This is a genomic window from Faecalicatena sp., assembly GCF_058819085.1.
Window position 1 is genome coordinate 82,834 of the sequence record NZ_JBZUUL010000012.1, and the last position, 25,396, is coordinate 108,229.

Genomic DNA, 25,396 nt, shown 5'->3' on the forward strand with positions numbered 1-25,396 from the left:
CCTGAATGGTCATTCTGTTTTCCATTCATTTTTAACCTGTCCGGCGCAGATCGTTCTATCTCTTTTTGAACTGAATCACACCGCTTTGCGGCACCTCGTACTGGCTTAGAGTGCTTTCTATTTCTACACATTCTTTTCTTAAAAGATGTCCCATACAGTCATAGCATTCCAGCTCATAGCTGCCTGAGCCATTTTTACAGTCAAGGTAGAGCTTTCCTAGGGAGGTCCCGTTTACAAAGAGCATCTCATCGTAGAGCTGTTCGAGCACGACCACTGCATTTTCATGCCAGGCACAGGCCAGCTGACCTTTGTATGCGCCCTTGATCACGCTGTAACGGCTGATGGGGTTCTCCGGCTCAAAGGTACCGTTTATCAACGCGTTCTGATATTTTTTCCAGATACCGCAGTAAAATGTAAGCATCGCCATGTGTTCTTCCGTCAGCTCGTCAAGACGCATGGATATCTGCGGGACGCTGAACAGAATATTGATGAACTGCAGTGCTGCGCTCTCCGGCGTATCCTCATGATGCCACATAAGCATATCCGAATGTACTGCGCTGTCCCGGCTAAGCAGCCTGACATCTGTTACCCTCACCCGGTTCTCCACCGCATCGAAGGGGCAGTCCACCGCGCGGAAAATGTTGCCGTAGCTGCGCATCATCGGCCCGTTGTAGGTCTGTCGAAATTCCAGCAGGATATCCGGCTTGATCGCTTTGAGCCTGCTGATACATTCCTTCATCATGCTGTCTGCCGCCTCATGAAACGACTCGAAATCCCGTCTTTTATCCTCTGCCTTCCCGCTAAACGGCGTCACCACGAATTCATCGATAAAATCCATCTTGAACCCGTCTACATCCCACTCCTTTAGTGCCTGTTCAAACAGAGAGATAATGAATTCCCTTACCCTGGGATATCTGGGGTCCAGTACATGCCATTCTCTTCGTGCATCCGGGTCTATGAGCATATCCTGAAATTCCGGAAAATTCTTTGATTTTTCTCCAATAAACGGCAGGGAATACCAGGGGAGCACCTTCATATCCAGATCATGCACCTTTTTTACGAAAGCGGCCATATCCGGTATCTTGGAGGCTGCACTTTGCCAGTCCCCGCAATAGGCATATCCCCGGCTTTTGTCATCTGTCTGCCAGCCGTCATCCAGCAGGATGCTTTTACAGCCCAATTCTCTGGAAAGGCGGCACTGCTCTAAAAGTGCCTCTTCCTCTACCATCTGATGATAGCTGTACCAGGTGGAATACATTGGTTCCTTTGCATCCGCCGGAACCCTAGCCGGACAGTTTCTCTCCTCTGTCTCCCACCAGGCCGCCATCTCATCCAGAACCTGGTAATAGGGCAGCCTGCGCAGATCCAGACGGAGCGTGACATCATAGCTTCTCCTTGGTTCGGTCTCTTCTGTAAACATTCCGATTCGAAAGGCATACTCCCCGGTCTCTTCGATGGGTACTGCCTGGAACTCAAACGTATTCAAAGTATCTGAGATCCCCAGTGCCGCACAGTTTTTTCCATCCATGCCGATCAGGCACTGGACGGGCGCTCCTGTGAAGCCGTTCGTTTTCTTTAGATATTGGAACCAGTCAAGATTCAGCGCCTTGATCAGATGAATCTTCGGATTCCATATTTCATGTACCTCACAGGAAGAAACGCTCACCGTACAGACTGCCGGCCGAAAAATCTGTTCCTCCTCACTTTTCACATGGATCTGGATCGTGACCAGTCCCTTATCCTCTTCTATGTGTGAGGAAATATGAAGCCCCTCCGGCTTTTCCTCAATTGCAAACTGATATGTCCTGTTCTTCATCTTCTGCCCTTCTTACCTTCTTAATCTTCAAAATCCGTGATCCGGTCCATCATCCTTCGATAGCGGAACCGCGCCATCTCATTCTTTTGAAGCACATCCTCTTCTGTTCCTGTATACTGGCACCGGATACAGTAATACTCATCCTTCTCTTTGTCATAAAACATATCGATATCCAGATCCCGCATAAAACAAGACGGACATCTGTAATTTAATCTGCCTTTTCCACTCTGAGCCATGTGTTCAACTCCTCCTTGTTCTTCATTTTTTTCTTAAGTCCAAGGGTGTACATCGGTGAAAATGCATATCCCTCGCGGATATACGCTGTCACTTCCTCCTTTGCGCCTACCAAGGCTTTTGTTTGGATATTCGGGATCACAACCTCTGCACAGATCCCCTTCTCGATCTCCGCTTCCCGGCATTTGTATGCGTAGTGGATGGACTCTTCCCGCTCTTTACTCCTTACGCTTAAGACAATATCCGTCATATCTTCCGGATATTCGGTCGTCCCGTAGCATCCGGTGAAATACTCCTGGATTTCTACTTCCGCATCCGGTCTGCTCATCTCTAAGATCTTCCTCTGAATCTTGATCTCAGAGCTGCCCTCCTCAAAGTAAAACACGGTCTGAAGCTTCACCGTCAGATCTGCAAACTCGATCTCCACCGGATTCAGTGTCAGGATCCTTGTATCCCCCTGCTCACTAAACTTTGCTTTTGTTCTGCACAGGCACAGATCCACCTCTTCTCCCTGATAGACCACCTTCGCGCTCTTAATCGTTCCCTCTCCCGCATAATGTGTAAAATATCCTGCACGGTATTTCTCCTGGATCAGGAAAGGATAAGACGCATCCTGCACGTGCTTTGTCCCGATCCCTACCGGCCAGTTGATCTTTGCCGCATACGGACGCAGATCCACCAGTGCACCGCCCTGGTTCATATCCACACAGGTGCGCAGATAAGGGTCCGCATACCAGAAAAGCTGTTTTTCTGATCCATATAGGATATCCCGCCAGAGAGCACATTCCGGCTGTGTATAGGTCTTGTTCTCCCGATAGAACCCGGCAAATTCTGCCATCGTCATTTCTTCTAACTCACCCTTAGCCTTTAGTTCTGCATAGTATGCCATGCCGTCCTCATAGCTCTTTAAGAGCAGCTCGTAAGGGGCCTCCCAGCGTCCCATCTTGTTCATCCAGCCGGGTCCTACGAACATCATGTTGTAGGCATATCCACGGTTATACTTTTTCAGAGAACGGTACTGGTCGATCAGGTTATACAGATACGGATACTGGCCGTCTTTGTAGATCATTCCTCGCAGAACATTCTGAGGATGCGTCCCAAAGTTGGAGCCATTGCCGTCGAAGCAGGCGATCAGATCCCTGGATAGGTGGGGGATCGCCACGATGCCGGAATCCTGCTCCTCGTTCTCCGCCGGGGCATGGGTATTTTCCTTTGACGGGATCCAGGGATTCCACGGACCGCCGTCGAATAAGGTATACCAGGAATTGTTGCAGGTATGGTAGGCTTTCGGGCCCTCCTCCCAGCAGGTGGCAACTGCACAGGTCACAGAGGGATACTCTGCTTTGATGTAATTGATCAGCTCTGCATCCATATAATAGGAACCCGTGGACTTCGGATAGAACCCGAAGCAGTCATAAAACTTCTCGAATACATCCTTAACGATCGTCTTTTTGTCTTCCATCGAAAACATCCAGATACAAAAATCCTTTGTCTTATATTTCCTGCGGAACTCTTCACAGGGCAGCCCCAGAAGTGTCAGCCCGATCTCATCCCCATATACTGCGTGGTGCTCTTTGGCCAGTGCTACAGCCTCCTCGTTGAAGAGGCTGGCATAGGTCATCTGGATCGTTGTCCTGAATCCGTTTCTATGGGCAATCTCCTGCTGGGTCTTGAAAATATCAAGTGACTCTGTCAGCAGCTTTTCGCTGCCTAAATTCTCCTCCTTGCCGTGCCCGGTCACTTTTTCCGCATATTCCGGCACCATTTCCGGGCGGTGTATGATATTCAGAATAAATCTGTCCATAAATGTTTGATTCTCCTTTTGTTCGTTTTAATTTTTTACAGCTCCTGCGATCATTCCGTCTACAATATACTTCTGTGCACAGCAGTATACGATCAGGATCGGCAGGATCGAAAGTACGATAAATGCGCATACATAGTTCCACTTATAGGTCATATATCCGACAAAGCTGTAAATGCTCAGCGGTACCGTGTTTTTCGCAATATCTGTCACGAAATACAAGGAGACCTGGAAATCATTCCATACTCCCATGAACACGATAATGACATTGGTAAAGATCGCCGGTTTCAGCAGCGGGAATATGACCTGGAAGAACATCTTGAAGAAGCCGCAGCCCTCCAGCATGGCCGATTCATCTAACGACCTCGGAATCCCCTTGACGACACCGGAATAGATCATGATGCTCAGAGGCATTCTGGAGGCCACGTGGATCAGTATAATGGACAGGTACGTCCCGCTCAGTCCGATCATTTTTACGATAATAACCTCCGGGATCAGTGCCAGCGGAGCGATCATACCGATCAGGAAATAATTGGACATCACCCTGCTGATTTTATCGCTCCTCCTGGTCAGCACAAAGGCTGTCACGGAAGAGATCAGTACGGTCAAGAGCACACTGCAGCCTGTGATCAAAAGACTGTTCTTAAATGCACGTAACAGATTTCCCTGCTCCATTACATAGGAAAAGTTTTCCCATAAAATCTGCTTCGGCATGGACAGGTCAACGATCGCCGCCTCCTCTACTGACTTAAAGGAAGTCAGGATCACAAGGAAAAACGGAAATAATACCAGGAAGGTGGCGATGATACAGATCACGTAGACCGCCGTTCTTGATACTGTTTTTTTTGTCTTATAATTCATTAGATATCCGGCTCCCTTCTTCTTAAGAAATTAAGTAGTGGCGAGATCACGGCAATGATCAGAAGAAACTGGATCAAACTGATCGCCGATGCATATCCCAGTGTCCCGACTCTCATGGCATCATAGGACAGCTTGCTGATGACCTGTGTAGCGCCATTGGGCCCTCCGTTTGTCATGGACATGACAATATCGAAAATGTTGAATCCGCCGATCACGCAGAGTGTGATGGTTGTATTTACCGATGGGCGGACTAACGGCAGTGTAATAAATCTGGTCGTCTGCCAGGCATTTGCCCCGTCGATCCTTGCTGCTTCATATACATCACCTGAGATGGACTGCAGCCCTGCCAGGATGATAGCCGTATTGAATCCGATCCACATCCAGGATTCGACCGCACACACCACGTAGAGAACGATATTCGTATTTCCCAGCCAGTTCAGCGCCAGAGAATTCAAACCGATGCTTCTCAATGCCTCATTTAAGATTCCCGTGTCAGGCTGCAGGATAAAGGTAAATACATAACCGATGACAAGCGCCCCGATGGTACATGGCAGGAAGACCACCGCCCGAAAGAAGTTTCTCCCCTTAAATTTCCGGTTCAGTAAAAGCGCAAAGAGCAGTCCGAACCCAACCTTCAAAACCGTTGTCACAAGGGCAAATAAAAAGGTATGCCCAAGAGCCGGCAGGAAACTCTGAGAAGCGAACAAGTCCTTGAAGTTGCTCAATCCAATAAAACCTGGTGATTCAAAATTATAGATGCTCCAATCTGTAAAGGAAAATATGAATCCGCCCAGGATCGAGCAGATGTAAAATACTGTAAAGATAATAATCCCCGGAACAGCAAAGGCAAGCGGGTAATATTTTCGTTCCAGCTTACTGACTTTTTTCTGTTTCACGTTCTTCCTCCTTTTCTTAAAAAAGGAATGCTGCAACATTCCGCTTCTGGATTATTGCAGCACTCCTCCATTCTTATCTGTAGCCGGATTTATTTGAATCCGTCAAATCCCAGCTGTTTTCCAACGGTAATAACAGAATCGCTCCAGATCTTTGCACATTCTTCAGGTGTTTTTTGTCCAAGCAGTACAGACAAAAACGCACTGTTTGCATCATCAGAAGGTGTGATCACATAGGTCTGGTTGTAATGGATCTCTGTTTCCCCTGCATCGATGTAAGCCTGTGTATCTTCCAGGGTCTTACTTAAATTAGTAGCTTCGATATCCTTCCATACAGATGTACATGCTCTTGTCTCCATGTTCAGCTTAATGTTGTCATCCTCTGCCATAAAGCTCAGGAAATCTTTTGCTGCATCTACATTCTTGCACTGGTTAGAGATATAGTATCCGCCAGGACCTGCGATCGCCAGTTTACTGTCGCCGTCCTTGGAAGGAGCTGCGAACATGCCGATCTTTCCGGCTGCTTCCGGAGCTACTTTTGCATATTCAGGATCTGCCCAGTCACCCATGTACATCATGGCTGCTTCGCCGGTTCCGACTGCTTTCTGTGCCATCTCATATTTTGCAGTTGCCATGTCAGAATTGATGTAGCCTTTATCTACATAACCTTTCAGGCGGTCAAACATCTCATTGAATTCCGGCAGGGAATCCCAGCGGATCTCATTCTTATTCAGTTTCTCCAGAGCATCCGGGTTAGCGCTTAAGATATTCGGCCATTCTCCGTTCATGATCTGGTTTACCGTCCATGCATCTGCCATAGATACATACAGAGGTGTCACACCTGCGCCTTTCAGTTTTTCACATACCGCGTCAAACTCGTCAAAAGTCTTTGGTATCTCGATTCCGTTCTTCTCAAACACTTCTGTGTTATAAACGATTCCGAAAGAGTTCACACCACCGTTCGGGAAACAGTAGATCTTGCCGTCGGAGTTTGTCACAAACTCTTTTCCTGTATCCGTCAGCTTGTCCACCCATGCTTCGCCTGATAAGTCTACCAGATTCTTCTCATGCTGATAGGAGCTTGACTGGGTACCGGTATCTCCGATAAAGATATCCCACATACCGCTTGTAGACATCTTGGTCTGCAGAAGGGAATCAAACTGATTATCGTCAATTGCCTGGACATCTACCTTGTTGCCTGTCTTCTTTTCCCAGGCGTCCTTGTAGGTGTTGATGTTCGAGATCTCGACATGAGATGCTTTCAGGCCGACGGTGATAGTCACGCCTCCGCCTTTATCAGCTCCCTCCTTTTTCTCCTTGTCGCCGCCGCTGTTTCCACAGCCTGCTGCCGCGGTGATCATGGTAGCTGCAACTGTGAGTACAGCCATACGTTTTGCTGCCAATTTCCATTTCATAGCTTTTTCCTCCCTTTTGTGATGGTCTTATTATATCGGTTTGTAATACCAAAAAGAATACAAATTTTTTCCATCCCATATACATATTTCTGACATCGCCCCCTATTTTCTATTTTCCTATATCACTTTTCTCTTTAATCAATTATAATGGAAACAGTCAAAAAGAGAATTGCCGCATTGCTATTTTAGAATGACAGGAGATCTTTCACCTATGAAAAAAACAAAACTGAAAAATATTCCGTTCAAAACAAAGCTGTTCCTTGGCCTTGGAACAGTCCTTTTGACATTATCACTGATCGTCTGTATCCTCTTTTCCAAGACTTCTATCCAAAATGCGATGGATAATGATAAATCTTCTATGAATATCGTCCTGGAACGGATTTCCACACAGATCAATGCCCTATACGAACAGATGAATATTGCCGCGACTTCTATTACAAAGAATCCGACACTGAAATCTGTGATCTTAAGGCTCAACACCGCTGACAGCGGCCCAAAAGAGCTGTATGTAGATCAGATACAGCGGGAACGTACCATCCAGACCGCACTTGGAAACATGATGTTCTCGCCGATCATCTCCAATGTGATCCTGTTTAATCAGGAGAAGAAGTACTTCTATTATTCAGGCACCTATTATAATGATATGGATTATGTCTATGACAGGCTTAAGGGGCTTGCTCTGCCTGACGCATCGGCTTCGCTGATCAGCGAATGTAAGCCTCCTCACCAGAGCGACTGGACGACCAATGAGCGCATGGTGCTTTCTGTCCTTCGGAATTTTTCCGATATGAGGACCACCCAGGACACGATCGTGGAGATCCAGGTACCCGTAAGCCTGATGGATGACATCTGCACGCAGGATTCTTTCGAGTCCCAGAAGGAAGTCATGATCCTGGATGCCGATGGAAATATGGTCTATCCTTACAACCGTGAGATCTCGGTCCTGTCATCCGGGATCGTGGAAAAAATCAAAAATCAGATTTCCTCCGGCAATACCAGCGGCTATACATATTCCTATTCCTATAAAGCGATCAAAAGTGATACCACCGGGCTTACCATGGTCCTGCTCTCCAACAATACTTCCATAAGAAAGCAGATCATCAGCTATATTATCACGACAATTATTGTTCTGATCCTGACGCTGGCACTGACCCTTTTGATCATTTTTTCATTGATCACGCAGATGACACGGCCCTTGAACAGGCTGATCTCCTATGTCAATGAGCTGAGTCTGGACAATGATACGAAGCTGAAACTCCCGGCCGGCTCTTTCAATGAATTTGAGATACTCAATACCTCCATGAACCAGATGGTCGCGAACCTCAAAGCCTCGATTCAGGAGATTTACGAGCTCCAGCTTCGGGAAAGCATGGCGAATCTGGCGGCTCTGCAGGCACAGGTAGATCCTCACTTCCTCTATAATGCATTGAACAGCATCAGCGCTGCCAGCGAGGTGTATGACAGCGAAGTCACCACAAAGATGTGTCAGGATCTTTCCTCTATGATGCGCTATGTCACCTCGAATAAAACAGATGTCCATCTGATCGAAGAGCTGACCCATACGAAGAATTATCTGGAGTTCATGAAGATTTCAAACGGCACTAATTTTGATTATCAGATCGAAGTGGATCCGGAACTCCATACCCTGCTGATCCCGAAGCTGTCTATCCAGCCTTTTGCAGAAAACAGCTTCCGTCATGGCTTTAAGACCACCATGCCGCCGTGGCATCTCTCAGTCGTCTGCAGGGCGGATCAGGAACACTGGCAGATCAGCATCACCGATAACGGAGGCGGATTCAGCCAGGAAGCACTGGAGAATATTTCCACAGCTTTATCAGACGCCGCTGCCCTGGAGATCAACGGGCTGGGACTCAACAATACATTTTCCAGGCTGGCCCTGTACTTTGGAGATTCCTTTACCTACCAGGTAGTGAACCTCACACAGGGCTGCCAGATCATACTGAAAGGGGAATTAAAATCATGATGAAAGTATTAGTTGCGGAGGATCAGGTACTGATCCAGCAGGATATCTGCCGGAAGATAGAGAAAACACACAAGGACGTTACGGTCTGCGGCACCGCCCTGAACGGACAGGAAGCATACGACAAGATCATTGCCTTAAGCCCGGACATCCTGATCACGGATATCCGTATGCCCTTACAAAGCGGACTGGAGCTGATCCGCCGTCTCAAGGAGGAGCAGCTCCCGATCAAAACCGTGATCTTAAGCGGTTATAAGGATTTTGATTACGCCAAAGAAGCACTCCAGCTGGGAGTGGATGAATATCTGCTCAAACCGGTCAGCGTCACGGACCTGGAATATGTCCTCGATACCCTGGAGGAGAAAATCCTCTTAGACCAGAGTTTTCAGCTGCAGCAGGCGCTGTATACCACCTTGAATACCGGGGCTTTGATCCCCCCTGCCCTCTTAAGCGGGCTTTCCTTCCAGGAATGCTGTCTCATGCTGGTGAATCTGGATTCCTGTGCGACCTTTTCCTTCCAGGACTGGCTCCCCTACGAAAATGAACTGGATGAGCTTTTGAAAGGAGAGGTGGTACACAAGTATTTAAAAAAGGGAGAGTCTGTGTACCTCCTAAGCGGCCAGACTTACAACCAGCGGCTGCTTGTCTTCCTGATGCAGAAGGCATCCTGGGAAAAACTGGACCGGATGATCCCTGAGCTTAAAAAGCGGCTGGAACAGCTCACGGTTGCTTCCACCATCTGTGTTTCCAAGCCTTTCCGCCATCTAGACAGCCTTAGGTCAGAATATCAGCTTTTGCATACACAGTTAAAAAACCAGCTTGTCTTTGGACGCTCCACGGTGTTTCACAGCCAGGATTTTTTAGATGAGCTTCAAAAACCAAAGAAGACGCTCGATGGCTCTCTGCTGGAAAATTTCCGCTTTGCTATTCATTCCAGAAACACAGCGGATTTCTTAAAGCATCTGCATACCTTTCTGGAATCCTGCCGTACACAGAATATGACACAGAAACAGCTTAGTGAGTGCCTAAAGCATCTCTTACATCTTTTTTACGAGGATACCTCCAAAAACCAGCTTACCGGAAAGGAGATGGAGATCGATGAATATCTCTCCAATGCCAGGACCTATGAAGAACTTGAGCTCTCCCTGCAGATCCTGTTTGAACAGCTGTTCCGCAATAATATCCAGGGGAATACCGGCGGCTCTGAGGAGCTGATCAAAGACGTGAAGGAATACATCCGCAGCAACTATGGCAGAGAAATGAATATCAACGATATTGCCGTCCACTTTTCCATTACCCCGACTTATTTGAGCCGGCTGTTCAAAAAATACACGGATATCCGTCCCATCGAGTATCTGACCAATTACCGGATCCAACAGGCCTGTGACTACTTCGCCCATTCTCAGCTGACGGTGCGGGAGGTCGCCGAGCTCTGCGGATATGCCAATCAGTTTTATTTTAGTAAGGTTTTTAAACAGATCACCTCACTTTCCCCTTCTGAATACCGGATCCAGAAGCAGGCTGATGCCCAGGCAGGAGGAGCATCCGGCATATAGATACCAAAAACGCAAAGAGGAGCATCGCAGAATATAGGATTGATCTCCATCTATTCTGCAATGCTCCCTTTTAATCTAACTGATTGATCCCATGTTCCGTTTTATGTTTACAGATTCCCATTTTATGCAGGAAGCTGTCTCTTCACGATCTCTTCCATCTCGCCCCACTTCGCTTCCATGTCCTCGATCAGTTTGAATTGTGTCCTTGCCCTGTCGAGATTATGGTTCTCTCTGTGGATTCTGAAATAATGATCCCCTTCCAGATAATCGGTAAGAAACCGCATTCCGCACTCATAGGTCATCACTTTTGCTCCCATAGGCAGCATCCTGATCTCCGTCTCGGTCAGACTTCCCTGACAGCCTTTTAAGAATCCCTTCACATATGCCTCAAACAATTCTAAATCACAGGAGACCTTCGAAAGATCTGTCTCATCCTCCGCCGCCGTGTTGGCACCGAAACGGATGGAATCTCCGAAATCATTCATCGCCAGTCCCGGCATGACCGTATCCAGGTCAATGACACAGATTCCCTTTCTTGTCACATCATCGATCATGATATTATTCAGCTTCGTATCATTATGGGTGACACGAAGAGGCAGCTCCTTTTTCTTTAGCATATCGCCAAAGACATCTGCGTCAGCCTCCCGGTCCAGTACAAACTGAATCTCCTCCCGGACAAGGGCCGCTCTTCCCATCTTGTCTTCTTCCACGGCACGCTTGAAATCGTTGAAACGTTTCCTGGTGTCATGAAACTGCGGGATCGTCTCATGCAGTGTCTCTGCCGGATAATCCGCAAGAAGATGCTGGAAAGAACCAAAGGCAAGTGCACTCTGATAAAAGTCTTCTTTCGTCTCTGCCTGATCATAGCAGGTTGCCCCTTCTATGAATATGTAAGCTCTCCAATATTCTCCCCTGGAATCTACATAATAATTCTCTTTCTCCTTTGTCGGAATGACATTGAGAGTCTCCCGCTCAGGGTCACCGCCGTTCTGAACGATCTTGTCTCTTAGATAAGTGGTGACACCGATGATATTCTCCATCAGTTCCTTCGGCTTGTGAAATACCTCCCGGTTCATCTCCTGTAAGATGACCCTCTTCTCACCATGCCCCGGAATGTCATATGTCAGGAGAAAGGTATTGTTAATATGCCCATTTCCATAGGGCGCTTTTGACTTTAATGTCCCGATGTTCTGATAGGCCTTAAGCACCTCTTCCAGTTCTGTTTCTGTAATCTTAGTCATAACCTCTCCTTAACCTGTTACTGGTATTTCTTATTGTATCCGTACAGCATCGCCAGAATCCCTGCCAGTCCTACGAGCTGGAGCAGAAGGTGCTTCACGCCGATAGTCTTCTGTCCAATGATAACAAGGGCAAGGCAGACACAAAATACCAGGATATAAAGTATGATCTTAACCCATTTATTCATATCAACATCCCCCTATCCTTTCAATCCGCCGAGGCTCATACCCTGTGTCAGCTTCTTCTGCACAAGGATATACAGAAGCAGCGTAGGCAGCATGACGATAATCAGCCCGGCATAGAGACGTCCGTAGTCTGCTGCCGACTTCTGGGCCTGCATCAGCTGCATCAGCCCTACCGGCAGTGTCTTAAGCTCCTTTTCCGTCAGCAGTGTCATAGAAATGATATACTCATTCCAGAATGACAGGAAGTTGAACAGAATGATCGTAATGATACTTGGCCTTGCCATCGGCATCATGATCTTTACCATGGTGTGAAAATATCCGCTTCCATCCACAAACGCCGCTTCCTCATAGTCCTTCGGGATCGATACGAAGAATCCGGAAAGGAGATAGATCGTAAACGGCAGTGCCGTGGCCGCGTAGATCAGCGCCACCATGAACCGGTTGTTGATGAAAAATCCCGCCCCGATCCACTGCTTGAGCAGCTTATCTCCGTCTACCAGCATCAGGAAGATCGGAACAACGATGTAGTTCACGTTGATGAACAGTCCGCCCATGAACATAATATTTAAGAACTTGCTGCCTTTGAACTTATAGCGTGCAAGTACATAGGCTGACGGCAGTGCCACTACTAAAAGGATCAGCAGTGCGAGCACGGTTACCATGATGGAATTCAGGAAATAGTCTCCCATCTTCGCCTTGGAAAATGCATCGATAAAGTTCTGGTAGTAAAATCCCTTCGGCAGTGTCCATGGATTGCCGTAAAACTCTGAATTTTCCTTCACGGATGCTAAAAATACCCAGCCTACCGGCACGATAATACTGACAGCCAGAAGGATCAGGCAGATGTAAACTACAATTCTGGAGGGTTTGAATTTTCTGTTTTTCATGATCTACACCTCCTAAAATTCAAGCGGTTCCCGCTTGGTAGCAACATTGACTACTGCGGACAGACCGAATGAGAATAAAAATACTACAACGCCGATGGCCATACCATATCCATAAGATGAGTTCGTGTATGCCTGACCGTACATATAACTTAAAAATACTTCCGTAGAACCATCCGGCCCTCCGTTTGTAAGAGCTTTTACAAAGAGGAAGCTTAAGTTGATGGAACTGATGATGAAGAAAGTAAGCGTTGTACGGATATTGGTCCATATCAGAGGAAGTGTGATACTAAAAAACTGTGTCAGCTTTCCTGCACCTTCCAGATTCGCTGATTCATAAAGGCTCTCCGGAACACTGGTCATACTTGCCATATACATGACCATATAGTAACCGATCGCCTGCCATACCATCGCAATGACCAGACTGTAGATGACAATGCTCTGGTCACCCAGCCACAGGATGGGCGAGGCATCCTTTCCCCGAAAGATCCCCAGAATACTATTTAAAAGACCGCTATTCGGGTCATAGATTGCAGAAAAGATCGCGGAAATTACTACTACCGATAAAATATTAGGGATATAAAATATGACCCTGAAAAAGTTCTGTCCTTTTAAGTTCTCCCGTGATAAAATCGCTGCAAATACCAGCGCAAAGAACAATGTGATGATCGTAACGAGTACGATCAGCAGGATAGAATTCTGAAAGGAACGGAAAAATTTCTGGTCCTGGAATAAAATCTTAAAGTTATTGAGTCCGACAAACTTCTTGTTATTTGAAAATCCGCCCCACTTATAAAGCGACATCTTAAATACATTAATGGTCGGTATCAGCATGAAAATGATAAACAAAATCACGGATGGTAATACGCAGGCTGCGATAAATCCGCTTCTGCCCTTCTTGTGCCGCATACATATACCTCCTATCCCCGTGCGCTATGTATGATAAAGCGCAGGGAACACGCCGGAATACTTCTCCTTTGTTCCCTGCCGCTTTATAGTCTCTCACTGAATTCCTTCAGTAACACTTCTTTTTAATGATGTTGGGATCATTTTGCCCCTGGATTATTACATCGCATCTCTGAGCTTGTCGCTTGCTTCTTCTACGTCTGCCTGCCAGTCTTTTACAGTCTTGTCTCCGCTCATAACACTGTTTACTGCGTTGAACAGAGAATCTGTCATAGAAACGCCCTCTACAGGCTCTGTTGCTGCGAATCCACCCATAACTGCAACTGCTGCGTCGTTGTCATAGATGTGATAGTATAACTGATTGTCTGCATCAAGCTTATCTGCTACACCTTCGATCGGCTGAACTGCGCCTGATTTTGCGAAGATATCAGCTGCTTTGTCAGAATACATAAATGCAACCCACTCTTTTGCAAGATCCTGGTTCTGTGCTTCTGCCGGAATCCACATCTGCTCGAAGAATGTGAAAGAAGATGGCTTCTCATCCTTTGAAACTGCAGGAACTGCTGTGAATCCCCATTCGAATCCGTCTGCTCTCGGAGCATCCTTCATCTCTCCCGGGAGCCATGTTCCGTTCGGACAGAAGATTGCTTTGTTGTCAAGAATCAGCTGCTGGTTCTTTGTAAAGTTATCATTGTTTGCATTGGCAACTGTTGTAGGCTCTGTATACTCAGCAAGCTTTCCAACTGTGTCAAATACTGCTGTTGCCTCAGGTGACTCCCAAACGCCGTCTTTGTATGTCATCGCTTCATTATAGAAGTCTGCTCCGCCTGAAGACTCAAGAAGTGCATAGGTGAATGCATCAAAATATCCAGGTGTCGGGTATGTGAATAAGGAGATGCCTTCTGCTTTCGCTTTGTCTCCTAATGCCCACATCTCATCCCATGTTGTAGGAACTTCCCATCCTTTTTCCTTTAACAGTCCTGCATTATAGAATAATCCGCATGGGCTGTAGAACATTGGAGCGTAATAGGTTACGCCGTCGCCGTATGGCATGGTTCCCAATGTATCAAGGAATCCTGGAAGGATCTTGTCTTTTACTTTGACATCCTCGCCCGGAACAGTCATATCCAGCACATCCGTCAGTTCCAGAAGACCTTTTTCCTTTGTCAGAGTCTCGGTAAGACCTGCTTCACGTCCTGTTGCACAATGAACAACATCAGGATAATCGCCGGCTTTCATGCTTGGGCTGATGACATCCTCGATCTTCTTGTCAACAGTCAGCTCCACTGTTACACCTTCATGTGATTCTTCGAATGCAGTCTTTACTTCATCCCACATCTCAGCGCCGTAACCGCCTTCAAAAGCTGCTACTTTCAGCACCTGTCCGTCTTTGCCGGAATCCTTCGCTGTATCGCCTGATCCGCCGTCATCTTTCTTGCTGCCGCATCCGGCTGCTAATGTTCCAATCATTGTCACACATAACAGCACGCTTACCAGTTTTCTTTTCATAACATTTTCCTCCCTGTTGATTAATATTGTTTCTCTGCCGGTCAATCCGGCAGAGATATTTTAAGAACGCTGTTAGCCGTTCCTAAATTCATGTCAAAACGGATATTCTTACAATCCGCCGTACTGCTTTCTTCCCGAAATCAAATGGTGTACCAGATGATCTCGTTGGCCTCCATATGGAGCGGGAAGCTGCTGCCGTCCCCTTTATATACGACGGTGTCCTGCTCTTCATAGGTATTATTCACAACGCAGTATTTTCCGTTGGCAACATAGGCATGTACTTCTACATTGTAATTACTGCTGAACCATCTGTGCAGGTTCTCTTCATCTGACGCAGACCAGATCACGGCCCTGTAAAGCAGCCTGCTGTTCTCGAAGCTGTATGGAAGACCGCTTAAATATACGCTTCTTCCTCTGCCGAATTCATGTACCGCAAGCTGTACTTCCTTTTCTCTCTGGCAGAGGATCGTGGTACCGTCAAGAGCATAGATACTCTTCTTGCCCTCGCCGAAATCAATCTCGCCTTTCACATCCTCTGTGATAAAATGCTCATGCTCTTCCCAGTTATACTTATCCTTGTTCAGAGTCATGCCATTCTCCTTCTCAACGCCTAAGACACCGGCCAGCTGGATGAATCGGCCTTCCCACTGATGGGCCGTCGGCTCTCCCACACCGATGAAGCCGCCCCCTTCATATATAAAGCGCTTCACTGCCGTTACCACCTTCTCATCGATCCAGTTCTCACCACCTGTGTATGCGGTATCTGCATCTCCGATATTCAGGATCACATCGATCTCTTTCAAAATATCCGGGTTCTCCCTGATATCATCGAAACTGATAAATTTCACATCGAACGGAGCCCCGCTGAGTGCCTCAATGATCCCTGCATAGGAGTAGTTCTGTTTATGGTAGATCGCATGATGTACCATGTGATTCCCCCAGGCGCGCATCCTGCCCCAGCAGTTGAGTACGGCAACCCTTTTCACACAGTAAGGCGTCGTCCCCTTAATATTCTCATACAGGACTCTGAACTCATTGCAGACAGACTCCACATAATCTATGAACTCCGGAAACTTAAGTGCAAGCTTCAAATATCCGCCGTAACCGATCCGGTCGATGGGACTTCTTAAGATCGCCCGTCTTGCAGTCACCCAGTTGAACTTCGCTTCCTTCACCGGATCTCCGCCTTCATGGAACACATCCGGGAAGAAGTAAGGAAGGAAACGTCCCTCCGTGTAATCTACGCCTTTGATATCACTGATCAGTCTGAGTGTCGCACCGTTCCCCACACTTCCTACGACCGCATCCAGGCCGATGGTCTTAAACTCATCCATGAACGGCTCCATGCCGATCCAGTGATCCCCTAAGAACATCATCGCCTCCCTGCCATATTCATGGGTGATATCCACCATCTCCTTAGCAAGCTTGGCCACCTCTCTTCTCTGGAACTTCTGGAAATCCTGAAATTCCCTGGAAGGGATCCTGTAGGTATTGTTCATATATCCCTGGTCAATGATAAATTCCGGACGGAACTTATATCCGGCTTCCTGTTCAAACTGTTCTAATATGTAGGGACTTACCGATGCGGAATATCCGTACCAGTCCACGTACTTCTCTCTGGCAAGCTCGTCGAAGATCAAGGTAAACTGATGGAAAAAGGTAGTGTAACGGATCACATCCACATGCGGGTTATCCTCCAGATACTTTCTGAGACGCTGCATGGAATATGCTCTCGTCTTCGGCTGTCTCACATCGAATGTGATCTGCTTCTCCACATCCTTCCATCCGTTAGTCACCGCATTATACATATGCACCGGATCCCACATTATATAGGTAAGAAAGCTTACTGTGTAGTCATGGAACAGCTCGGCCGGATGGATCACCACATTCCCGGATTCCTCGTCATATGTCCACACACCAAAGGGAACTACCTCTCCTGTGGTCCGGTCGATCACTTCCCACCAACGCGTGATATCATCACGTGTATTGACTGCCAGCATATCCGGATAGAGGTGATCCATAAGGTGGATCTTCAAAGTCTCTTCGCAGGCTGTATGGAAATCTGTCATAATGTACATCTGCTGCACTTCATCCATGTTGGCCTTTGCCCATGCATTGTCCTTACGGGTTGTATAATATGTAGAATAGACCTTGGCATTCACATCGCGCAATTCTTCAGGAAAATCCGTCCCGTCACAATCACGTATGGCGTCTGCGCCCCAGCGCTTCAAGATCTCTTTTGTCTCAGGTACTACGTCCACATCTGTCGGAATCGTCACTCGACCAAAAGATAAATTGCTTTCCATAATTTGTCTCCTTTTACATAACGAGACTGTGCCTACTCGTTTTATACATTTTCACTTTACACAAATTATTTATTTCATTATAGCATTTTTTATAGCTTTTGCACAATTATTTATTTCAAGTATACGGATTTATATCATCTTCATCAACTTATTTATTGCTCTAAAAGTTATATATCTTGTCTTTATAAAAGGGAAATGCTATGATAAAAATAAGGAAAATCATTTATAGATAAGGAGATTCTTATGGCACATATCCAATACTCACTCACAGACTTGTACAACCAGCAGCCTCTGGAACGGCTTCTTTATATTTCCTCTGCCACCTACGGCAATGACTGGATCAGCATGTTCCACTCCCACAGCTTTGCAGAGCTCTTCTATGTCCAGGACGGGCATGGGTACTTCTGCACAGAATCAGAAGAAGTCCCTATCGGAAAGGATTCCCTGATTCTGATCAATCCCAATATCCGTCATACGGAGAAGTCTTCCAGAACACATCCGCTTACTTATATCGTGCTCGGGATCGACAATCTCCATTTCCAGTTTCAGGGAAGCGAATATGGAGCATACCGGGTTTATGATTTCCAGAAGCATTCCGATGCCTGTCTTCCCCTCATGCAGATGATGCTGGATGAGGCCAGGGGACGCCGTTCTTCTTCTGAACTGATCTGCCAGCATTTTTTAAGCATTCTGCTCCTTAAGATCCTGAGGATCAGCGGTGATCAGTTTACCCCCTATTCCTCGAAGAATATCCCGGGAGAATGTGAAACGATCAAATACTATATTGACACCCATTATCAGGAGAATATCACTTTAGATATCCTGGCCGAGGTTTCCCACCTGAATAAATTCTATTTATCACACATTTTTAATAAAGCATTCGGCATCTCACCCATTACATATCTGTTAGAACGGCGCATCCTCCACAGCAAGGAGCTCTTGAAAACTACAGATTTCAGTATTACACAGATCGCGCATACGACAGGCTTTTCCTCTGCCAACTATTTTTCACAATCCTTTAAGCGCTATACCGGCCTGACCCCTGCCGCTTACAGGAAGAACCATCAGGATCTATAGACAGAGAGGGGGGCCCTTTTCCTGTAACTCAGGAACAAGGACTCCCCCTTCTCTGTTATGCGTCTATTTATCTGACTTTAAAAAGCTTTACTTCTCCTGTGATCCCGGACGCCGCCTTTGCCTCCTGTATCTGGCCTAGTATGTTCGGAACCTTTGCCATCTCTCTTTCCAGGGTCGTTGCTACTTCGATCCGTATCTGGTTCTCCCCGAGATTCACAGCATCTGACAGATCAAACCGGAAAACTGGTACGATCTGGATTCCAAGGCTTACTCCATTTACAAAAACCTCTACACCTTCATGTGCATCCGTGATCTCCAGATAAAACCGTTCCCCTTCCTTAGCTGTAAAGCTGTTCTCATAGCGGACAAACCCAGAGAATTCCGGCTCTTCCTCTGCCAGATTGTCCGGGATCCTAATTTCTTTTGCTTCCCCGAATCCTGGATACTCGATACTTTTACAGATACTTCTGCGCCAGCTCCTTAAAAATTCCGTTTCTGATACCATACATCCTGCCTGAGCGTCCAAAGACTCCCACAGCTTCATCTTTTGGATACTGCCGATCTCTTCCACTGCTGCAGCCGCATCAAAGATAAAGATCCTGCTCTTAAGCGGTTCGATCTCCAGCGCCAGCCTTCCTTCCTCGATCGCAGCATCTTTCAGGACATTCTCCCATGCATCATATTGATAGAGCACCTTCCCATTCAGCTGTTCGATCCGCTTCTCCTCAAATCTCACCTCTCCCAGGTATGTATCTGTACCCTCATTTACAAACATGTAAACCGCTGTTCCATCCTCATGCTCATAATGGTTATACCGGATTCTGTTATCAGCCGGTGCGATCTTAAATTCCGCAGCTCCAACTGTTTCTGCAGCTTTTGCCGCCTCCTCCAAAGAGATCACACGGCTTGAAGCCCTGACAGCATCCAGGTCTGCTGTCCCGGCATCACAGATCCCATCCGGTGCTCCGTCTATAAAGTATACCGGGATCCCTCTTTCTGCCAGCCGGACCACCGCCTTGGCAAATGCCGAGGTCACATACTGCATATACGGGACGAGCACGGCCTGATACTCCTGCGTATTGACCTTCAAAAGCCCCTCTGTGATCTCTGTACGGTATTCTTCCGTTTTTGCAAACACATCCTGGGGAATATAATCATACTCAATCTGTGCATCCGAAAGGATGTGTCCCACCCGGTCAGATGTCATATGTTTTCCGGTCCAGTCTCCCTCTGCATGGTACAATACTGCCACAGGTGCTGCGTGTCTTCCGCCGCTTATGAGTTCACATACCCTGTTTAGATACGCCATCAGATAACCAAAATGCCGGTACTGTGGATTGTGTCCATGTGCGTAAAAATGCGGCGGACAGTCCTTATCTGGAAATTCCTTTGGACTGAACGCATGGGGAACATAGTGATTGATCCCCCGGACAAGGAAGTGGTCTGCCAGATATTTTTCCAGCCTGACGCCCTCAGCCCAGCCATAATTTCCAAAGATCTCACACATCGAATTCCCCTGCTTTAGGGGTTCGATCGCAGCCGCAGAGCTTCCCAGCTTTCCAAGCATATAATGATAGAATTCTCCGTTTCTATGCTGGAATGTTCCGTGATTATAGCTGACATCCTCTCCCTGTGGAAACACCTGCCCTCCGATATCGTCTATCCCGGACATATCCTGCCCTGCAAGTCCCCGGAAATAATGCCCCAGAGAGCACCCTGTCCTTGTATGATGATTATCATCCTCGATCAAATGGCCGATGTATTTCACGCCTCTCTCCCGGCACCATGCACCCACCTGCTCTGAAAAATCTTCCCTGACCAGACTTGTGACAGCATCCATATAAGCATAGCGGGCCTTTGCCTTTAGCTCATCCTCTGCCTCATTTTCCCAGAGCAGGATCATGGAAAGCCTGTACTCCTCTCCAAGACTTTCCTTAAGCCTCTCCTTAAGCTCACTGCTCCAAGGATAGTCATTTCCCGGCCTTCCAAACTCATCCTCCATATCATACATGTGACCGTTTCCAAGCTCTGGTTCATCCGAGAAAAATCCGGCGATCGTTTTGCCGAATTCCTCCTTATAATGGGCATAATGCGGCTCGTAGACGGCATCCAGCAGTATCCTGCAGGACTTTCTGTCCATCATGTTGATATAGGATCTGTGATATCCCTGGTTGGAAGACAGATGGAGGGCATAAATCTTCCATTTCCCCGCCGGAATATTCCAGTCTAACGTGTCCTCCTTCAAAAATGGGATCAGATCGATATACCTCTCCTGATTCCAAAATCCTGTACCTTTTCCCTCCTGATTTACAGCATAGAGTGCAAAGAGCCTGTCATTGTCAAATGTCCGTGGGTTTTGCTCCATCGTATAATTCTCGATCATAGACTTCTGAAATTCATCAGGATGCAGGATTTCCTCTGGCCCGATATGGATCTCATCTTTTCCTTCCAGGTCATAAATCCTGCAGCAAAGACTCTGTCTGCACAGTTCGTCCGGCTGCCCTTTTATAGCCCCATTTGCAAATCCTGTAGGGAAATGGCTGTCATCCAGGATCCAGACCTGCATCCCCCGCTTCTTTGCCTCATCCAATATCACATCCATATCCTGCCACCATTTCTCACCGCAAAAATCAGGATGAGGACGGCTCTCCACGCAGACTGCCTTGATATGGCTCTCATCGATCACCTTCATATATTCTCTCAACACTTCTTCTGTCTCACCATGCTGCCAGAAAAAAGGAAAAATATAATTTCCTCCCTGGTCTTTCAGCAGACGCTCTACCTTCTGATTCATCTGTTACCTCCTGAATACAAATACAATCTTGCTGTTGCTTTTATATTATAAATCAGTATAATAAATATGTAATCATTCTAATTTGCCAATATATCATATAATATTGCTTTTCACAGCAGTTAAAACTCAGATTCAGAAAGGACGCCCCTATGTTTGAAAATATCACCTTCTTCCACTATCAAATTCCTTCACCATTTTGTTCCGACTCTTTAGACAGACAACGCTATTCTGCCGATGAGATCCCGAAAGAGATCCTGTATTCCAACAGCGGGATGTCCCCTGCTGCCCCGGGCGACAATGTGAAGAATGCCACATATTGCATCTTTGGCGGTCTGGATATCTTTATGAGGCCGCCCCTGCCCAATGAGGTCAGCCAGACTCTTTACCATATGGAAAATTTCAGCATTTTCACCTGTGCCAGTCAGTTCTATACCCGCCGCAGGGATTACCGCTCCTATCTCATCCTTTATACCTATGAAGGACAGGGCCTTTTAGAATACAGAGGGCAGACTTATCACCTGCATCCGGGGGACGGCTTTTTTATTGACTGCATAGAGCCCCATTTCTACCGGACTGACGGGGCTAACTGGAAACACGGCGTCCTCCATTTAAACGGCCCGCTCCTTCCCCTGCTTTACCGGCAGTATTTAAAAAGAGGGACGGTCCTATTTTCCCAGCCATTTACCGGACATTACCAGAATCACCTGGAAGATCTGCTTCATATTTACAGCACTGCCTCCCCTTACAGGGACTGGACAGCGGCTGACTGCATCAGCCATATACTGACACAGCTCCTGAACGAACCGGCAGATACGCATGCATCCGGACAGCATACTCTTCCAGACGATATCCAATATCTTATAACTTATATGGAAAATAACTTTTCCGGCAATCTGTCACTGGATTACCTTTCCGAATTCTCAGGAATCAGTAAATACCACCTTTCACGGGAATTCAAAAAATATACAGGCTCCTCTCCCATTAATTATCTGATCCAGCTGAGGATCGAACACGCGAAGACGCTTCTAAGATCTACCAATATGCCTGCAAATAAAATCGCCCATACAGTAGGGATACACGATCTGAATAATTTTACCAACCTGTTCAGGAAAAAGACAGGAGCCACCCCCGGCGAATTCCGCAAAAACATACTCAAAGAAACCGGAGAGCTGCTATAGTGTCTTATCCGCACTATAGCAGCTCTCCGGTTTTGCTCCTTATCTGCCTGAGGCCTTTTTCAGTACATAATAAAGCTGTTCCACATCCACTGGCTTTGTCAGAAAATCATTCATTCCTGCCGCCAATGCAGCATCTTCATCCTCTTTAAAAGAATTCGCCGTCATAGCAATGATCGGAATGACCGCACTGTCTGTGCGTTCCAATTCACGTATCTTGCGGCACGCCGTCAATCCGTCCATAACAGGCATCTGGATATCCATCAAAATCACCTGGTACTGGCCCGGTCTGCTCCTCCTGAATAATTCAACAGCCTCTTCTCCGTCTACAGCCCGGCACACCTCTGCCCCCTGCATCTTAAGCAGTTCTATGGAAATCTCTGCATTCAGGTCATTATCCTCCGCAAGAAGGATCTTTATCCCCGCGAGGCAGTTTTCCTCTATCTCTTCCTTCTTTATAGGAAGCTCACCGGTCGGGAAGGCCGCCGTGAAATAGAACTCACTCCCCTGTCCCGGTTCACTTTTCAGTCTCAGTTCGCCGCCCATCAGCTGCACGATAGTCTTGCTGATCGCAAGTCCCAGTCCGGTCCCCTGGCTCCTCGAATAATTCGGTCCAACCTGCTCAAAGGCTCCAAATATCCGTGCCTGGTTTTCCTTTGAAATTCCGACACCGTTATCGATCACCTGGAAATGATATACGGCACGTCCCTCCTTTTCCCCCGCAGAGGACACACGCACATGGACCGTACCGCCCGCCGGTGTAAACTTAAAGGCATTGGAGATCAGGTTGGTGAGCACCTGTTTCAGCCGCACCTCATCGCCCAGAAGAACATCCGCCCCAAGCTCTTTTTCCATATAAAAGTGAAGTTTCCTCCGCCCGGCATCCGCTGTCATCATACTCTCCAGCTCATCCAGGAGTCTGCCCAGTGAAAACGGCTCATCTGCGATCGTCATCATCCCGCTCTCGATCCTGCTCATATCCAGAATATCACTGATCAGGCTCAGCAGATAATGACAGGAGGTACGAATCTTCGCCAGATTCTCATAGACTTTCTCTGGAAGGCCCTCCATCATACACGTCAGATCGCTGAGTCCTACGATCGCATTCATCGGAGTCCGGATCTCATGGCTCATCCTGGATAAAAATTCGCCCTTGGCCCGGTTCGCTGCCTCCGCTTTCTCCAGACTGGTCTGTATCCTTGCCGCACGTATCATCGAAACAGCCGCAGCCGCCGCAAGAAGCACCAGAAGCAGTGCCGCGCCGCCGATGATAGATACAAACTTCACGGGATCGCTATAGATCAACTCTATGATAGAAACACTCCCTGTTCCTGATGAGATCATATTCTGGCTGGTCAGCATATTTTTTTCCTCGCCCGACATGCTGCAAAGGGACTTATTAACGATCGTCAACAGCTCTGTCGACACAGGGCTTTTAACCGCAAAGCTCATATGATTTAAGTCGTTCACCAGGGTATTCGGGATCACATTCGTATAATGATTCATCTGTATAGCCCGCTCAATATGATACGAAATACCATAGAAAAAATCCACATCCCCGTGATTGACTGCCTTTAATGCCTCATTCGTATTCTTATAATATTTAACATGTGCCGCCTTTATACTCTCCGGCATACGCCTGCCTTCTAAGATCGCACCTGTCAGTCCGTCAGACGGATAACTGACCTTCTTATTCCGGGCAATAATATCATTAAAAGTTGCATAGGGCATGGACACAGCCATATCTGTCTCGCTTCCTTCTTCTTCCTTTCCAAGAAAAGCCCCCAGCATGTCTGCTTTTCCCTGCTGAACGAGCTCTAATGCTTCATGGTAGCCATCCGCATAGACATATGTGAATTTAAGCCCGGTAAACTCCCCGACCTTTTCCAGTACATCCGGGATGATCCCATTATGAGGTTCCTTTGATTCTTTACAGAACAGTGGATGCCAGTCCTTCACGACCGCTACGGATATCGTCCCCTTGTCCTGTATAAAGTCTTCTTCCTCTTCGTTCAGATAGATACTCTCAATGCTTCCATCCCGAAAATTCGCATCATAACGCTCTTCTGCAAAATTGGGGTTTGACTCCGTGATCTTCTCCAATGCCGTATTCAAACCATCCAGTACTTCCTGATTTCCCGGCGTCGTCACGATATAATGTGGCTGCGAATCAAACTCTTCTACGACACGCAGATTTCCTGCATCCTCAGTACTATTTGCCAGCAGGAGATCCACATCCCCATTTTCTAAATAACAGTGAAGATTCTGATCCTTCATCTGGTCCAGCGTATACTCTTTGATCGTACACTTTACACCGTTGCTTTCTAATGCAACCTTCAGACGGCGTATATTTTCTTTTGCATTTTTATAAACACCGATCGTTTTGCCATCGATGCTCTTCCAGTCAGAATTCTTGATACTGGCATCATCCTTGCGGGCCAGCAGAACAGACCTGCCATGCCCTGTATTATAATCCGGATAGGCATAGTACTTCTCGGCCCCCTCCACATAATAGGTTCCGCCCATCAAGTCATACTGACCCTCCATAAATTGATTCAGCATCGTCGTCCCGTCTGGCACATCGATATACTGATACTTCCATCCGGTATACTTTGCGATCTCGTTCAGATAGTCTACGACCAGGCCATGCCTGTTGCCATGCTTGTCCACCTCCGTAAATCCGGGAACATCCGGAAAGGCGACCGTCAGCACACGTTCCTCCCCTGCTTCCTGTGCCTCTGCCCTCTGCCCCATAGAAAAAAGC

The 25,396-nt window shown here is 47.1% G+C and carries 18 protein-coding genes; 4 read left to right on the forward strand and 14 right to left on the reverse strand.

The features are described 5' to 3' along the window. Positions 1–55: 55 nt before the first annotated feature. The 6 genes from AC4OGX_RS06150 to AC4OGX_RS06175 all read right to left on the reverse strand — a co-directional run bounded on the left by AC4OGX_RS06150 (position 56) and on the right by AC4OGX_RS06175 (position 7,020). A complete protein-coding gene (locus tag AC4OGX_RS06150) occupies positions 56–1,816 on the reverse strand; it encodes a glycoside hydrolase family 36 protein (protein WP_493329131.1) in 1,761 nt (586 codons plus the stop codon). A gap of 20 nt (positions 1,817–1,836) precedes the next feature. Further along, positions 1,837–2,052 carry a hypothetical protein gene (locus tag AC4OGX_RS06155; protein ID WP_493329133.1) on the reverse strand — a complete coding sequence of 72 codons (216 nt, stop codon included), beginning with the start codon at positions 2,050–2,052 and terminating at the stop codon, positions 1,837–1,839. After that, the gene (locus tag AC4OGX_RS06160) at positions 2,025–3,854 is read right to left on the reverse strand and encodes a DUF3863 domain-containing protein (protein WP_493329134.1); all 1,830 of its coding nucleotides are present in this window, start codon (positions 3,852–3,854) and stop codon (positions 2,025–2,027) included. The genes AC4OGX_RS06155 and AC4OGX_RS06160 overlap by 28 nt, the downstream gene beginning before the upstream one ends. Positions 3,855–3,881: 27 nt before the next feature. Next, complete coding sequence (locus tag AC4OGX_RS06165) at positions 3,882–4,712, reverse strand: carbohydrate ABC transporter permease (protein WP_493329135.1); 831 nt, start codon at positions 4,710–4,712, stop codon at positions 3,882–3,884. Then, the gene (locus tag AC4OGX_RS06170; protein ID WP_493329136.1) at positions 4,712–5,608 is read right to left on the reverse strand and encodes a carbohydrate ABC transporter permease; all 897 of its coding nucleotides are present in this window, start codon (positions 5,606–5,608) and stop codon (positions 4,712–4,714) included. The genes AC4OGX_RS06165 and AC4OGX_RS06170 overlap by 1 nt, the downstream gene beginning before the upstream one ends. Positions 5,609–5,697: 89 nt before the next feature. Beyond that, on the reverse strand, positions 5,698–7,020 hold the full coding sequence (locus AC4OGX_RS06175; protein ID WP_493329138.1) for an ABC transporter substrate-binding protein: 1,323 nt from the start codon (positions 7,018–7,020) through the stop codon (positions 5,698–5,700). 211 nt (positions 7,021–7,231) lie between these two features. Here AC4OGX_RS06175 and AC4OGX_RS06180 point away from each other — a divergent pair, with 211 nt between their 5' ends. Further along, positions 7,232–9,004 carry a sensor histidine kinase gene (locus AC4OGX_RS06180; protein WP_493329139.1) on the forward strand — a complete coding sequence of 591 codons (1,773 nt, stop codon included), beginning with the start codon at positions 7,232–7,234 and terminating at the stop codon, positions 9,002–9,004. Then, positions 9,001–10,557 (forward strand): AraC family transcriptional regulator, encoded by a 1,557-nt coding sequence (locus tag AC4OGX_RS06185; protein ID WP_493329141.1) that lies wholly within the window; start codon positions 9,001–9,003, stop codon positions 10,555–10,557. The genes AC4OGX_RS06180 and AC4OGX_RS06185 overlap by 4 nt, the downstream gene beginning before the upstream one ends. 122 nt (positions 10,558–10,679) lie before the next feature. On the opposite strand, the gene AC4OGX_RS06190 is transcribed toward AC4OGX_RS06185, so the two are convergent. From AC4OGX_RS06190 to gnpA, 6 genes are all read right to left on the reverse strand, one after another. Beyond that, on the reverse strand, positions 10,680–11,798 hold the full coding sequence (locus AC4OGX_RS06190; RefSeq protein WP_493329143.1) for a phosphotransferase enzyme family protein: 1,119 nt from the start codon (positions 11,796–11,798) through the stop codon (positions 10,680–10,682). Positions 11,799–11,815: 17 nt separating this feature from the next. Beyond that, positions 11,816–11,983 carry a DUF6903 family protein gene (locus AC4OGX_RS06195; RefSeq protein ID WP_493329145.1) on the reverse strand — a complete coding sequence of 56 codons (168 nt, stop codon included), beginning with the start codon at positions 11,981–11,983 and terminating at the stop codon, positions 11,816–11,818. Between the two features lie 12 nt (positions 11,984–11,995). Beyond that, on the reverse strand, positions 11,996–12,868 hold the full coding sequence (locus AC4OGX_RS06200; RefSeq protein WP_493329146.1) for a carbohydrate ABC transporter permease: 873 nt from the start codon (positions 12,866–12,868) through the stop codon (positions 11,996–11,998). A gap of 12 nt (positions 12,869–12,880) precedes the next feature. After that, a complete protein-coding gene (locus AC4OGX_RS06205) occupies positions 12,881–13,774 on the reverse strand; it encodes a carbohydrate ABC transporter permease (RefSeq protein ID WP_493329147.1) in 894 nt (297 codons plus the stop codon). A gap of 156 nt (positions 13,775–13,930) precedes the next feature. Next, complete coding sequence (locus AC4OGX_RS06210) at positions 13,931–15,280, reverse strand: carbohydrate ABC transporter substrate-binding protein (RefSeq protein ID WP_493329148.1); 1,350 nt, start codon at positions 15,278–15,280, stop codon at positions 13,931–13,933. 140 nt (positions 15,281–15,420) lie between these two features. Continuing rightward, a complete protein-coding gene (gnpA, locus tag AC4OGX_RS06215; protein WP_493329149.1) occupies positions 15,421–17,586 on the reverse strand; it encodes a 1,3-beta-galactosyl-N-acetylhexosamine phosphorylase in 2,166 nt (721 codons plus the stop codon). A gap of 243 nt (positions 17,587–17,829) precedes the next feature. Here gnpA and AC4OGX_RS06220 point away from each other — a divergent pair, with 243 nt between their 5' ends. After that, positions 17,830–18,663 carry a helix-turn-helix transcriptional regulator gene (locus AC4OGX_RS06220; RefSeq protein WP_493329150.1) on the forward strand — a complete coding sequence of 278 codons (834 nt, stop codon included), beginning with the start codon at positions 17,830–17,832 and terminating at the stop codon, positions 18,661–18,663. Between the two features lie 67 nt (positions 18,664–18,730). On the opposite strand, the gene AC4OGX_RS06225 is transcribed toward AC4OGX_RS06220, so the two are convergent. Further along, on the reverse strand, positions 18,731–21,457 hold the full coding sequence (locus AC4OGX_RS06225) for a glycosyl hydrolase family 2 protein (protein ID WP_493329151.1): 2,727 nt from the start codon (positions 21,455–21,457) through the stop codon (positions 18,731–18,733). A gap of 149 nt (positions 21,458–21,606) precedes the next feature. Here AC4OGX_RS06225 and AC4OGX_RS06230 point away from each other — a divergent pair, with 149 nt between their 5' ends. Continuing rightward, positions 21,607–22,635, forward strand: coding sequence for a helix-turn-helix domain-containing protein (locus AC4OGX_RS06230; RefSeq protein ID WP_493329153.1), 1,029 nt, complete (start codon positions 21,607–21,609; stop codon positions 22,633–22,635). 39 nt (positions 22,636–22,674) lie between these two features. Here AC4OGX_RS06230 and AC4OGX_RS06235 read toward each other — a convergent pair whose 3' ends face one another. Further along, positions 22,675–25,386 carry an ATP-binding protein gene (locus AC4OGX_RS06235; protein ID WP_493329155.1) on the reverse strand — a complete coding sequence of 904 codons (2,712 nt, stop codon included), beginning with the start codon at positions 25,384–25,386 and terminating at the stop codon, positions 22,675–22,677. Positions 25,387–25,396: the final 10 nt, after the last annotated feature.